The 12,930-nt window shown below is 57.7% G+C and carries 13 protein-coding genes; 5 read left to right on the top strand and 8 right to left on the bottom strand.

Going from position 1 to position 12,930, the window contains the following annotated elements; genetic code table 11:
• Positions 1 to 125 precede the first annotated feature (125 nt).
• The 4 genes from VGO04_RS32295 to VGO04_RS32280 all read right to left on the bottom strand — a co-directional run bounded on the left by VGO04_RS32295 (position 126) and on the right by VGO04_RS32280 (position 4,068).
• Positions 126 to 569, bottom strand: a complete 444-nt coding sequence (locus VGO04_RS32295) for a PRC-barrel domain-containing protein (RefSeq protein ID WP_327500072.1) — start codon at positions 567 to 569, stop codon at positions 126 to 128.
• Positions 570 to 943: 374 nt separating this feature from the next.
• On the bottom strand, positions 944 to 1,738 hold the full coding sequence (locus tag VGO04_RS32290; protein ID WP_327500071.1) for a L,D-transpeptidase: 795 nt from the start codon (positions 1,736 to 1,738) through the stop codon (positions 944 to 946).
• A gap of 482 nt (positions 1,739 to 2,220) precedes the next feature.
• Complete coding sequence (locus VGO04_RS32285; protein ID WP_327500070.1) at positions 2,221 to 3,867, bottom strand: caspase domain-containing protein; 1,647 nt, start codon at positions 3,865 to 3,867, stop codon at positions 2,221 to 2,223.
• Between the two features lie 15 nt (positions 3,868 to 3,882).
• On the bottom strand, positions 3,883 to 4,068 hold the full coding sequence (locus VGO04_RS32280; protein WP_327500069.1) for a hypothetical protein: 186 nt from the start codon (positions 4,066 to 4,068) through the stop codon (positions 3,883 to 3,885).
• A 286-nt stretch (positions 4,069 to 4,354) separates the two neighbouring features.
• On the opposite strand from VGO04_RS32280, the gene VGO04_RS32275 reads away from it, so the two are divergent.
• Positions 4,355 to 4,756 (top strand): DUF2177 family protein, encoded by a 402-nt coding sequence (locus VGO04_RS32275; protein WP_327500068.1) that lies wholly within the window; start codon positions 4,355 to 4,357, stop codon positions 4,754 to 4,756.
• Between the two features lie 119 nt (positions 4,757 to 4,875).
• Here VGO04_RS32275 and VGO04_RS32270 read toward each other — a convergent pair whose 3' ends face one another.
• Positions 4,876 to 5,400 (bottom strand): lipocalin family protein, encoded by a 525-nt coding sequence (locus tag VGO04_RS32270; RefSeq protein WP_327500067.1) that lies wholly within the window; start codon positions 5,398 to 5,400, stop codon positions 4,876 to 4,878.
• Between the two features lie 393 nt (positions 5,401 to 5,793).
• On the opposite strand from VGO04_RS32270, the gene VGO04_RS32265 reads away from it, so the two are divergent.
• The 4 genes from VGO04_RS32265 to VGO04_RS32250 all read left to right on the top strand — a co-directional run bounded on the left by VGO04_RS32265 (position 5,794) and on the right by VGO04_RS32250 (position 10,286).
• On the top strand, positions 5,794 to 6,411 hold the full coding sequence (locus VGO04_RS32265; RefSeq protein ID WP_327500066.1) for a hypothetical protein: 618 nt from the start codon (positions 5,794 to 5,796) through the stop codon (positions 6,409 to 6,411).
• Positions 6,412 to 6,778: 367 nt separating this feature from the next.
• Positions 6,779 to 7,288 carry a PTS sugar transporter subunit IIA gene (locus tag VGO04_RS32260; RefSeq protein WP_327500065.1) on the top strand — a complete coding sequence of 170 codons (510 nt, stop codon included), beginning with the start codon at positions 6,779 to 6,781 and terminating at the stop codon, positions 7,286 to 7,288.
• A 250-nt stretch (positions 7,289 to 7,538) separates the two neighbouring features.
• Positions 7,539 to 9,317, top strand: a complete 1,779-nt coding sequence (locus tag VGO04_RS32255) for a cation:proton antiporter (RefSeq protein ID WP_327500064.1) — start codon at positions 7,539 to 7,541, stop codon at positions 9,315 to 9,317.
• A gap of 54 nt (positions 9,318 to 9,371) precedes the next feature.
• A complete protein-coding gene (locus VGO04_RS32250) occupies positions 9,372 to 10,286 on the top strand; it encodes a DUF6929 family protein (RefSeq protein WP_327500063.1) in 915 nt (304 codons plus the stop codon).
• 304 nt (positions 10,287 to 10,590) lie between these two features.
• Here the strand turns inward: VGO04_RS32250 and VGO04_RS32245 are convergent, their stop codons facing one another.
• From VGO04_RS32245 to VGO04_RS32235, 3 genes are all read right to left on the bottom strand, one after another.
• Positions 10,591 to 10,869 carry an HU family DNA-binding protein gene (locus VGO04_RS32245; protein WP_327500181.1) on the bottom strand — a complete coding sequence of 93 codons (279 nt, stop codon included), beginning with the start codon at positions 10,867 to 10,869 and terminating at the stop codon, positions 10,591 to 10,593.
• A gap of 163 nt (positions 10,870 to 11,032) precedes the next feature.
• Entirely contained in the window at positions 11,033 to 11,404 is a 372-nt protein-coding gene (locus tag VGO04_RS32240; RefSeq protein WP_327500062.1) for a hypothetical protein, read from the bottom strand.
• A gap of 670 nt (positions 11,405 to 12,074) precedes the next feature.
• Positions 12,075 to 12,629, bottom strand: a complete 555-nt coding sequence (locus VGO04_RS32235; protein ID WP_327500061.1) for a hypothetical protein — start codon at positions 12,627 to 12,629, stop codon at positions 12,075 to 12,077.
• Positions 12,630 to 12,930 lie beyond the last annotated feature (301 nt).

Below are 12,930 nucleotides of genomic sequence, written 5' to 3'. Positions count from 1 at the left end.
CATCGTCGCTTTGCAAGTCAGCGAAGTGGCGTGGGAATCTCTGGCGCTGTGGTATGCGCGCTCGCCTCTTCCAGCGAGCGCGTTTTGCTTTTGCGTCCCTGCAGACCGGTTGGTGGGTTGATAGGTTACTTCTTCAGCTTGGCGTAATCGAATTTGGGAGCTTTGGAGAGGTCGTCCTTGTTGGTGTCCACATACGCCTTCCAAGTGCCGTTGTCGTCGGCAAGCGCAATGGAGGCAGGATCGATGACAATGTAGCTTTCACCAAGGCCCAGGAAACCGCCAACACTTGCAATGATGCCGATGACGGACTTTCCATCACCGATGACGACGTCGGAAATCTCGCCGACATTCTCGTTTTGCTTGTTGTAGATATCGATGCCGATGAGCTGAGATGTAACGATGTCCGTGACCTTGATCTCCACATGCTTGAGCGGCATCGTCGCGGCCTTGCCCATCGTGATGCCGGGACCAACCAGCATGGCGTCTGCACCGCTTGCTGCCGGCTCCTGCGCGAATGCAGCGCTCGAAACAAGGGCAACGGAAAACGCGGCAACGGTCACATAATTCATCCATATCTCCTGTCGAATTCTCACCACGGCCAACTGCTCTCGTGGCGCCCCTTAAACAGTTATAAGCCGATAAAGTTCCATGGAATCATAGATTTATGGTAAGCGCGGTTTTGATCGCGACGCCCGTGGAGAGACGAGCGCGAGGCTCAGATCGCCGCCGAGATATACGAACGAGGCGTGATGTCTGCGCTGTCGCGCGGCGTCCCAATTGACCGCGCTCCAACTGTTCACTGGCAAACCGCTCCAAGCCGTGCCGATTGTCGAGGATGTTCCAATGTTTGCGCCGGCGGTCCTACCCATATGCTCCGTCGCTGGTCAGTGCGGGCAAATGAGAGATGGTTCTGCGGTTCCTGCGCGCTGGGCGCGGAAGGCTTTCACGCCACCACAATCGGGACTTTGGTCGGCGAGGACTTTACCCGGTTGTAGAGGTCGATGACGTCCTGATTGATCATGCGCACGCATCCTGAAGATGCTTGCGTGCCAATGGTCCACCATTCCGGTGAGCCGTGCACGCGATAGCCAGTATCGTGTCCGTCCTTGAAGATATAGTGCGCGCGGGCGCCGAGCGGGTTGTCCAGCCCGCCCGGCTGGCCGCTCGACCATTTTACAAGCTCCGGCTTGCGCGCGATCATCTCTTTCGGCGGCGTCCAGATCGGCCACTCCTTCGTGTACTGGATCTCGGCGCGCCCGTTCCATTCGAAGCCGGCCTTGCCGATACCGACGCCGTAACGGACCGCTTCGCCGCCTTCCTGCACCCAATAGAGATGCCGCTCGTTAAGCCGCACCACGATCGTGCCCGGTGCCTCTCCGGTCGGATCGATAACGATCTGACGCCGGAACTCCGGTTTGACCTTCTGGAATGGGATTGCCGGGATCACGAAGCCATTGTCGATCATCGAGGCATACATCGTGCCGTTGTCGGTGATGTTGCTGTCGACACTGATCGGTGGGATAGCCCCGGTCGACATGGGATCAACGCCCGCAGGCGACAAACGAGCGGACGGCTCGAGCGGTTCCAGCGATGGGAGTTCAAGCGCCTGCGAGCAGCCGGAGGCACCAAGTAGCGTCATGACACCGAGGCCCGAAAGCACGGCGCGGCGGGAGATGACATAACCGGGCTCTGAAATCGTGTCGCCGGAGGACAGCTTCTGATCTTGCGGCTTACGCATGCACTCTTCACCCCAAAAGAACGGTCGGCATCATGCCTCCGGCTGGGCGCATTTTCACGGTTCATGGTTAAGAAGGCGTGAAGCCAGCCGCCTCGAAAGGAGCCCGCTTGTGCTTCACCGCGAAATCGACATTGGAACGCTGAGGTATGAGAAGATCCAGACCTTCTCCGCGAGTGCTATTTCCCGAGGTCTTCGAGACCCATGGACTGGCCGGCAACATTACCTAAAGCTCTGACGATACTTTCTCGCTGGTGTCGCTCGTCTCGGCCGGCCTTGGCACCGGCTTTGTACCGGAATGGATAAAGGATTCGCGAAACCGACACTTCGAGCTTTGTTCTGCAGGGGCGTCTAATCTGAAGATCGGGCCTGGCCTCTCGCGAGGACATCACCGACATTTCCCGGTCGCTGGTGCGGCCAGGAACGGTGTGGTGTGCGTTCATCGGGCGCAATGATCGCGCCGAAGATGCGAAATAACCGTCACGCTACATCCGACTCATCGCGATGGTTCCTGAACAGCCGCGGCCTGCCCCCGTACCTTTGAACCGGCCCGTTCCTTTGCCGCCTTTTATCATTCCCGTCAGGGTGTTGCCTCCTTTCCTTCCCTTGAAAACGAAGGTGTGGGCGATACTGACGGACCCGTTGCTGGTGATTTTTCCTGAGAAGCCCGAGCTGGACGATACCACGCCGCCTTTCACGAAAATTGTTGTCGAGAGTTCGGTCCAGTCGCCGCAATTCGTCTTTGCATAACGGGTTATCCTCCATGTGCCGTCGAACGAGCTCATGCCGGGCTCCACGCAGCGGTTGTCCCGAGCCACCATTCCATTTCCGCACTCGAGCGGACAGACGCGATAGCCGATCGCCTTCAGTCCGTTCAAAAGCTCCTCGGTCGGCGCGAGCGATGCAAGCTTGAGCCCCCTGCGTTCGGCGTATTTTTTCAGGGCCTTTTGACTGCTTTCACCCCACTTGCCGTCGATCTGACCGAGGCATCCGATCCGCGCCAGTTGACTTTGGGTGGCAAGCGCGAGATCCCCGGCGGCCATGTGGCCGGCGGACGAACCAGACGCCTGGGCTGCCGGAGTGGTCTGCTCGAGCGCGGCGACGTCGGTTTGGCTGGCGTTGACTTGCGGCTTTGTGGCACGGTTGGCATCCGCCTTCTGCTGCTCTGCCGTCTGACGTTCCTTTTCGCGCTCTGCGATCGCCGCGATCTTCAACTTCGCAAGCGTTCCGAACGCGCCATTGGGATATTCCTGAAGGTATGCTTCAAAGAAGCTGCTTGCGGTCAAATCCTTGATGGAATTCCAGTAGGCGAGCTCCACGGTTCTGTCGGTATCTGGCGTCGCGGCCGGACTCGTTGCCGTGGCCGCATCTGACGATGGATTGAGAACGACGGGGCCTGTCAGGGATGAACTGTCCCAGGGAACCTGTTTGCCATCCGTGGCCTGTAAGACGGTGCGACGCACGGCAATCAGGTCATCGGTTACACTTTGCCCTGGCGTGCCGAGGTGTTTCAGCAAGGCTGTCGTGAACGGGGAGTTTCTGCCAGCGCCGTCAAGGGCAACGTTTCCAGGCTGCGTGGCGAACGCAATCAGCGAGCCCACGCCGGTATCGAGCTTCGCCAGCCCCCGGCCAACGGCCACCGATCGGGTTCCCATGGAACGGGCCAATGTCGCAGCAAGTGGATTGTCGCGGCACGCATCCAGGAACACCAGGTTCACCTTGGCGTTCCGCTCCATTGCAGACAGCACGAGCTCTATAGGCAATGCTTCGAAATCCAGATCGTTGTTAGAGCGAAGCTGCGCATCGACCGGGATCATGTAGTTGCCGCCGTTTACCTGCAGCCCATGGCCGGCGTAAAAAAAGAGCGCCACATCTGCGCCTTCAACTTTGCCGACAAACTCGCGGATCGACTGACGCATTCCCGTGAGGTCAAGGTCGCGGCCCGTCACCACAACGAACCCCATTCCCGTCAACTTGGACGCCATGTCGCTGGCGTCATTCTGCGGATTTGAAAGCTGCGGCGCGTGTTGGTAGGCCGAGTTTCCAATGACCAGCGCGACGCGCTTATTGGCCCAAGCGTAAGAGCTTAGGAAAAAGAGCAAGAGCACGGCGACCGCACGAAGGTAATGCATGGGAGCCAGCCTGCATTACCGCCACTTCGGTGTGCGCTGTGCGTTGTTCAGGAGTTCGCGGGCTGTGGCGAACATGCCAAACAGCCTCGTAAGACGACGTTCCTCTTCCTCACAAAGGCGGTGCCGTTTGCAGAAGTCATGCACGGACCAAACCTTCGTGGCGGCGTCGGTTTCGAGCTTTTCGGATTCCAAGCGTTTCATGCCTTCCTCCCTACGCATCGTCATTCTACTAAAGTCTAATGTAGTTGAAAATAAACTAAGGGGTAGCCCGATCCGGTTAGAGCGAAGGCGACGATGTAGATTACATTTTCGGGCACGATAACCAGCGCACAATCGGTGAGGAACCGGCCGCTCTATACCTGAAGAACGCGCTTTTCCGTACTCTTCCGTCGCACATCCGTTTGGACTGGCCGTCCGGTTCAACTCTGTGATCCGCCCGGGTCAAAGCTGCGTAGATTTGATTTCTAAACTCCTCGGAGGCATCCGTATGAAGTCAATCCTTGCGGCATACCTTGCGGCTCTCATCGCATTCGTTGTCGTCGACCTTATCTGGTTGGCAACGATGGCGGATCTGATCTACCGGCCGCTTCTTGGTGACAAGCTTGCGAGACGATTCCGGCTCACGCCTGTGATCGCCTTCTACTTGATCTATGCTGGCGGTATCGTGCACTTCGCCGTGCTTCCTGCCTTGAACGGTGGCAACGTTGCTGCGGCGGCCTTGGATGGCGCGGCACTTGGCTTGGTTGCCTATACCACCTACCAATTCACCAACCTGGGCACCCTCAGAGACTGGCCATTGAGTATCTCGCTTGCCGATATTGTCTGGGGCGCTTTGTTGACGGCTATAGCTTCGACATTTAGCTTTTGGACAGTCAGTCAAATGACGTGAGCGTTCCTCTCCGCTATGCCCGGCGAGCTTTTCCATAGGTCCTCGCCACCATTTTCGGTCAAGCCTTACAATTCGCGAAACGATGCCTGCTGATCAGATCCCGGCCTCAGCTGGGCTCGTTACTTCGTCTTCGGGAATTCGAGCTTGCCAACGTCGTAGCCAAGCGAAGCGGCCTTCGCTACCATCGTTTTCAGTCCAGATTTCGATGGCGCGGATCTGGCATAGATCCAGAGATTGTTCATGTCCTTGTCGGCGCTGATGAACCACCTCTTGTCCGGTGACTTGTAAAGAACGCGATACTCAAAGACGATGAACCACGGATACTTGACGCGGAGCGTGGCCTTTGACCCGTTTTCGGTTTCGACAATAGTGCCGATGCCTCGGATGGATTTCTTCTCTCCATTGGGGGTCTTTTCGAAACAGCCGTCTTCGACCAGGACTCGTTTGGGTTCGTCGGCCTTCTGATAAGTGGTGTAGCCCGCAACGCAGCCGTCCGTGATGAACATCGGGGTGCGCCCGATTTCGAGCCATGTGCCCGTATAGTGGTCGTCACCGATGCGAGCGAGAACCCGTTCCCCTGCGAATGTCTGACTTGCCGCGAACACCGCCAGCCAGACGATTGCGAAATAGATCTGAATCCACATTCGTCCCTCCCACGACCGGCCTTCAAGACGTTTGGCGGTGCCGACACGGAATTTTTTGATGGCCTCATGGATACGGTCCAACCCCGACGTTGGATCAATCGGCGAGTAACTTTGGAATGTTCGCCGAGACGTGCGGACAGGAACAAGCAGCTCCCCGCCGAGCGGAGATCACGATTTCTGCGTTTGTCATCACCTGATGTTTCGTTGGGAACTGACCGCCAAGGCGATTTGTGTCCTTGTTACCTTGGAGTGATCGCTTGTTCGTTTGTCCTTTCCTACCCAGCCGAATGTCTACGATGCGCGCATCGCTTTAAGAACCAGAGTGAGCGTTGTGTAGCGGGGTTTGGTTCGCAAATGGCGAGCATCTAATGACTACAGCAACACGGTGAAGCGATGCCGAGTTTTACGCTCGAGAACAACTGCCTCATCAACGTCGATGAGAAGAGGCCGGCCCACGGCGACATTCGCACGCTGATTGAAGCCGCGAGGCGTGGAGAGGCGGATCTCGCCATTTTGGCGTCGAGCGCATATGAACGCCAGCCCGGCGGCGTACATCTAAAACGATTTGCAGACTTTGAAAGCCGAATGAGCGCTCTCGGACTTGGCCACATCAGCCTTTTGCGGCCGATCGGGCGACACGGCCTTTCATTCCATGGCTTCTCTATTATGAGCGATGAAGCGACGATTGAGCGCGAGCGACTTATCTTCAGAACCCTTTTTCCGACAACGCCAGCACGATGGTCGGACTACGCGGTGAGCTACGGCTTGGACAAAAAAGATCTGTCCAGCGTCGCTGCTTGGGATTGGCGCAATCGCCTGGGCGCTGCTCAAGCATTCTGGGCACATGAAAATGGCGGGCGCCACGTGTTCGTGACCACTAACGAAGGCTTTGCGCGCCTTCCGAAGAAACGTGAATTTGCCAACGCCGTAATCATGACCCCGGCGCAGGCGGTTCAGGTTTTAACTGGCGACAATCGCCGCAGCCAGCTAGCCGCCATGAGCTTCGTGTAGAAAATCCAGCTTGCTCAGACAGAGTCGGCTGTTTGCGAACATGGATTTTTGACTGAGGTAGCCATGGGCCTGCTTGGACAGCTTTCTCTGCAAGTGAATTTGCAAAGGCTTCTCTCTGCCTAAAGTTTCGCGCTTACCCCACCGATCGGGGCGCTCCAGACTTCCCTCTAGGAAAAGACGATCATCCGGGCGCGCGGTCGCGCCAAGGCCGGTTGGTTGCTTCGAAAGCTTGGGATTGCGGAACCACTTACCGCAAACACGTTCGCCCAAATGCCTTGGAGGGACGAAGCGCCAGTTTCAAAATTGGGGTAATATAGAGTAAAGCCAGCGCGATCTTTGCCGACCAGAGAGAAGCGGGGAGGAGAAGATGGATGATGAAAGACTCGGCTTTGAAGACGACTTGATGCTCGGCGTGCCGGCGAGGGGCGGCCGAGCGGTTCTCCAGGCCATTTCATCTCACCTAGCGCAGCGCACTCGCATCCCGGCGAGTGCCATTCTAGACGGCCTGCTCGACCGGGAGGCTCTTGGTTCTACCGGTTTCGGGCAAGGCTTTGCCTTACCGCATGCGTTTATTCCGGGTTTGGTAACGCCGGCCAAAGTCCTTGTTACCTTGCTCGAACCGATCGACTTCAAGGCACCCGACGACGAGCCGGTCGATATCTTCCTCGCGGTGATATGGCCCAACGGTCAACATGAAGGCTTCCTGCAATACCTCTCCAAACTTTGTGGTGTCTTTCGCTCAAAGAAGTTGTTGGTGGCCCTGCGAGGGGTACGATCCGAAGCAGAGGCCTTGATCGCTATTTCGGCGGACGCTTGCCCATCTGCTCCAAGTGCACAAAGCTCTGTCGCGACCGCGTTTGGCCCGCTCGTGCGGTAGTTCGATGTCCTCAATCGCGTGTGGCGCGTTCGGTGGTCGCTTCGCGCGCAGTCTTGGCGGGCTCGGCATAACGAACCTGCTGACGTGACGAAGCTGTTCGTGTGGGTACGGTGCTGTCGTCGTGCCAGCCTAGCGTACCACTGCCGGGGCATTCATCTGAAAATGAGAGTAGGATCCTTCAGGGGAGAAAAGAGATGCCAGTCGGCATGGCATGAGCCCGTCAATCTGAGTCAAGGGTTGTGAGTTATCGATGACGCCAGGACTAGAAAACTACAAGGAGCTACTGCTTTTTCTGACGACCGCCGGCGTCATAGTACCACTGTTCGGGCGATTGAAACTGAGCCCCGTTTTTGGGTTTCTCGCAGCCGGCGTCCTGCTTGGCCCCTTCGGTCTTGGAGCACTCGCAGGAGATTGGCCGTGGCTGTCTGCGATCTCTATCACTGACGCAGGACAGATCGCGCATCTTGCGGAATTCGGCGTGGCATTTCTGCTTTTCATGATTGCGCTCGAGCTATCGTGGAGCCGTCTTCTGTTAATGCGCAAGCTCGTCTTTGGATTGGGCGGCCTGCAGGTTCTGACCGCGACAGCCATCCTCGCGGCCGTCGCGGGTGCACTGGGCCAAACGCCGGCGTCAGCGGTGGTGCTGGGCAGCGCGCTCGCCATGTCGTCGACGGCAATCATCATACCGTCGCTTGTCGAGCGCAGACTGCTCAACACGACGGTTGGGCGGGCCAGTTTCGCCGTGCTGCTCTTCCAGGATCTCGCGGTGGCGCCTCTCCTGTTCATGGTGACGATTTTGGGCACGAACGGAGGTACAGGGCTCGGCGCCGGCCTGTTGTATGCCCTAGCACCTGCTGCAGTGGCGCTTTTCGCTTTGGCCGGTCTAGGTCGCCTCATTCTGAGGCCTTTGTTCAAGCTGGTCGCGACGACAAAGAGTAACGAACTGTTCGTCGCCGCATGCCTCCTGGTCGTAATCGGTTCTGGCCTGATCACGGCCCACAGTGGTCAGTCCATGGCGCTGGGTGCTTTCGTTTCCGGTCTCTTACTCGCTGAAACCGAATATCGTCGTCAGATCGAGGTGACCATCCAGCCGTTCCAGGGGCTCTTGCTTGGGCTCTTCTTCGTTGCCGTCGGAGCTCGCCTGGATCTTACCGAGATCATTGCCAACCCGGTCGTCACCATAGGCGTCGCGGTCGGCCTGTTTGCGATAAAAGCTCTTACCCTCTTTCCCATCGCGCGCCTGTCAGGACTGGCGACCCGCAATGCCGGCGAGGTCGCGCTTGTACTAGGACCTGGCGGTGAATTCGCGTTGATCCTTATCGGTGCTGCCGTGGCCGGCAATGTGGTCCCTGGTGCCGTTGCCGCCACCGCCACGGTTGCGGCAACCTTAACGATGATCGGTGTTCCCCTGCTGGTGCGGCTGCTCGACCGCGACCGGGCACCCACCGGTACGGCCGATCCTTCGTTTTCAGGATTAACGCCACAGCATGACGACGGCTTGGAGCGTGTGATCGTGGTTGGATATGGACGTGTCGGGCAACTGGTTGCTGAGATGCTCACGCGACATGGGTTGAGGTTCCTGGCGGTCGACGCCGATCCCGTGCTTGTCGGCAAGGAGCGAGGGCGCGGCACCACGATCTATTATGGCGATGCCACTCGAACCGAATTGCTTCGACGTTGCGGAATCCAGAGTGCTCGCGCGCTTGTTGTGACCTTGGACAATGCCGAGGCAGTGGCGTCTATTGTCTCCTCTGCAAGATCCGAGCGGGCCGATCTCACCATTGTCGCCCGCGCGCGGGATGCGGTGCACGCAACTGAATTATACGAGCTGAAAGTGACGGATGCGGTGCCAGAGACAATCGAAGCCAGCCTTCAGCTGTCGCAAGCAGTGCTTGTTGGCATCGGCATTCCAATGGGGCCAGTGATAGCGTCCATTCATGAGCGGCGGGATGAATTTCGCAAGATGCTACAGCCAGAAGACAGTTCTGGCAGGGAACGGCATGCGATCCGGCCCCGAAAATCGAAGTGAGTCGAATATGGCTGTAACCGTCAATGAGAACTTGCAGCGCGGAAGCACACTCACGTGATCAAACTCGAGAAGATACGCGACCTTGACATTGATGCCGGCACCCGTTCGAGCGCTACATACTTAAGCGCGGCAAGCGGGCTCGTAGGCGTCGGTGCGACGCTTTATGTCGTGGCTGACGATGATCTGCACCTCGCCGCGTTCCCAGTTCACGGATCAGCACCGGGTCGCTTGATCCGGCTGTTTGACGGCGCTTTGCCTGACGAGAACGTCGATCGTAAGCGCGTGAAGCCCGACCTCGAGGCACTGGTCCACCTACCTCCATGCCAGGAGTTCATGTTCGGAGCCCTCCTTGCGATCGGTTCAGGATCGCGGGCGAACCGTAAGCGAGGTGCCTTGCTTTGCTTCGACAACAGCGGCGCCGTTGCGACGCCTGCAAAAAGCGTCGACCTGACGTTCATCCTCGATCCGCTCGCGGCAGCGTTTAGTCAGCTCAATATCGAAGGCGCGGTCGTGGCCGGACGGGAGCTGCGGCTATTTCAGCGGGGTAACACGCGGCTTAACGACAACGCTGTCATCCGCTACCCGTTGTCTTCGGTCATGGACGGAATTGTGAATGGACGTATTGAACCATTGGGACCTGCTGCGATCGAGCGTTTCGACCTCGGCGCCATCCGTGGAACTTCGTTCAGCTTCACCGATGCCGCGGTGCTGCCCACGGGCGATATGATTTTCAGTGCGGTCGCGGAGAACACGGAAGATGCATATCTCGACGGGCCATGTCTCGGCGCTGGCATCGGCATGATCGATGACCTTGGTGATCTCATCTCTTTTGATCGTTTCGAATACCCGCACAAGGTCGAGGGTGTTCATGTACGCCAAGCAGGCGACGTCTTGGAACTGCTTCTGGTGACGGATGCCGACAATCCTGACATCCCCGCCGGGCTGTTTTCTGCGCGGATCGTTAGGTAGGGCATCTGGGGTTCCCGTGAGAATTACACCGGGGCCGCAGCCTGCCGGGTAATAGTGCCCGCGCTGTTGCTTTATTGCGTTCGACGAAGCGGAAGAGACCGCGCCGATCTGCCCGGCTCAGCTGCAAACAGCGTGGCAACAACTCAACATGCCTGCTGGTTCTGCCGCACAGCCAGCAATCGTCGAACGTTTGCGCACCACCGAGAGGTGGTGCGCAACGCGGGAAGCATCGTGACGTATCAAGGTCGTCGCGCCCTCAAGACACTACACGCGTTCCCGTTCTCGCCCGAACCTCCCAGTCGTATCAGCCGTTCAGCGCGTCCTTGAGAGCTTTGGCCGGTGCGAAGGTCAATTTCTTCGCAGCAGCAACCTTGATGGTCGCGCCGGTTGCGGGATTGCGCGCCTCGCGCTCAGGCGTGTCCTTGACCTTGAATTTGCCAAAGCCCGGTATCGACGTTTCGGTGCCGGATGTGGCGGCGGCGGTCACGGCGGCAAAGACCGCCTCGACAACTGCCTTGCTCTGGACTTTGGTCAAGCCGTGCTCGGTCGCGATCTTGTCTGCAATTTCATTGGTTGTTGTCATTGTTTTCCCCTCATGATGACGGGGGAAGTCTCGCCCGACAAAATCCCGTTTGTCATCTGGCGTCTGGGCGAGGAGGGGCGAAACGCCGACGATTTCCACAACACAATCGCCGCTTTTCGTCGAAGTTGGCTCCGTAGCCCGTGAGTGCCCGTTCGATTTCTGGTCATCTCGTGCAGCAGGGAATCGCCCGCCAACGAGAATGACGAGCGTTGAGCAATGTCGAATTGCCGTCCACCACGAGCCACAGCTCGTTGCCCAACGACTGAACCGTAAGCGGTTTGCGTTTTTCCTGGTTGCCTTTTGCCGCGGCCAACATGTGGCGGTTGGCATTGACGATGCCTCGTTCGCGCGCACGCGCGTTGACCAACTGCTCGAGCGGAATAAGAAGATGTGGTTCGCTCAGATCGAAGTAAAGCGAAGGGTCATCCGGGAGCCGCACGAGCGTCGCGGCGATTTCCCGATTCAACTGACTCTCCACAACAGCCCCGTCGGGCTGGAGGGTGGGATACTTTAGCGAAAATTCTTCAGCTTTCATGCAGTGCCTCTTGGAGATTCCTCATGCCTGGCTCTGTCGACGAGAACTCTCGTGCCGGAGAGAAAGGCCCCCCCGGTAGGCGGGGCGAGTATCGCACCCATATGGCTCAGTGGGTGCGGGGAGGATTGCAGTCCAACAGAAACTGCTCATGTACGCTAAGCGCATAGCTGAGGGGAGAGAAGGTCTGTTTCCCTGATTCCGGTACGCCCATGCATAAAAAACTCGGCGGCTAGCGTAAACGGCGCGGCCGGCGCGTGCGCCTCGGCCGATTTTACATAGGCTCTTTCCCGGATCACGCTCGAACCGGGCTCACGCGAGGCGTCCTGCCGGAGTCTGTCTCGTTGTTGCTTTCGGTGATGACGGCTTCTTGTGCATTCCCTGGCTGATCAAACGTTCCCGCATACATGGGTGTTAGCCATTTCTGGTAGTGGAGGCGTGATGGGCCGGGTTTCAGACTCGCCCTGGCTAGCACCGACGTCTGTCATTCCGGTTCTTCCTCGCCGTCCTTCGCCCGAGTTGGCGTCTATCCCCTTCGTTCGAAAGGTGGGATTCTCAATCGCAGGTGCAGCTGTCGCTGTTCACAAGGAGATGTGTGATGGGCAGGGATGAAGTCGACCTCAATCAGGACTCGGAACTCAGAGACGATGTCGATATCGGGGTGGATGTCGGCTCAAAGCCAGTTGCCGTCGAGCTCGACGCTGAGGTCGACCAGAACGGCGAAACTGATCAGGAGGCGGACATTGATAGCGACGGGGAAGAGTTGGGCGGCCGGGACGTTGATGCGGCTGCCGATCAGCGGCTCGAGCTCGATCAGCGGATCGAAGTGGACGTCGAAGTCAGTGAGGACGACGGTATTGTTGTCGTCGAAATCGACGTGGACGTGGAAGACGATGTCGAAATCGAAAGCGATTTCGATGCTGACATCGACGCCGACGACGAAGACAGTCTCGACGTCGCAATCGATCAGGACACGGAAAGCGACGGAAACATCGACGTCGACGTGGAAGTCCGTGATGACCTCGACGCCGAAGTCGACGTGGATGTCGCGTCGCTCCTGGAAGCCCTGGCAAGCGGGGCGTTCGAGCAGGACGATGACGGCGATATCGAAGTCGCCCTCTATGAAGAAGTGGTCACCGACGGTGATATCGACGTGGTCGTCGACATAGACGACGCGTGAGTACTGCCTCGCCCCGGTTGGTTCCGCCGATACACGGTCCGGTGCCATTGCGGTCTCGGTGGTGAGACGCAACAGCTTCCGGCGAAGAACAGAGGCAATGTATTTTCAGAGTGCGCCAGGTAGGCGTTGCTGTTTCCGAAAATGTCCAAACATGGCGTGATAAGTTCTCGTACTTGTGTGGCGGATACGAGTTCGTCGAAAAAGCTCTGGTCGATTTTGATAGTAAAACATTGCAACATATTTCGGCTGCTTTTCTCATCTATGCATTTGGATATTACATTCCTTATAATGAATAGAAATAAACTAATGAATTAACCTAATAAAATGCCTTATGTGCGAATTGATAAGA

The organism is Ensifer sp., assembly GCF_035999185.1.
In the GTDB taxonomy this organism is placed as follows: Bacteria; Pseudomonadota; Alphaproteobacteria; order Rhizobiales; family Rhizobiaceae; genus Ensifer.
Note: the sequence above shows the minus strand (reverse complement) of the source record. Positions and strands in the feature narration are given on the sequence as shown.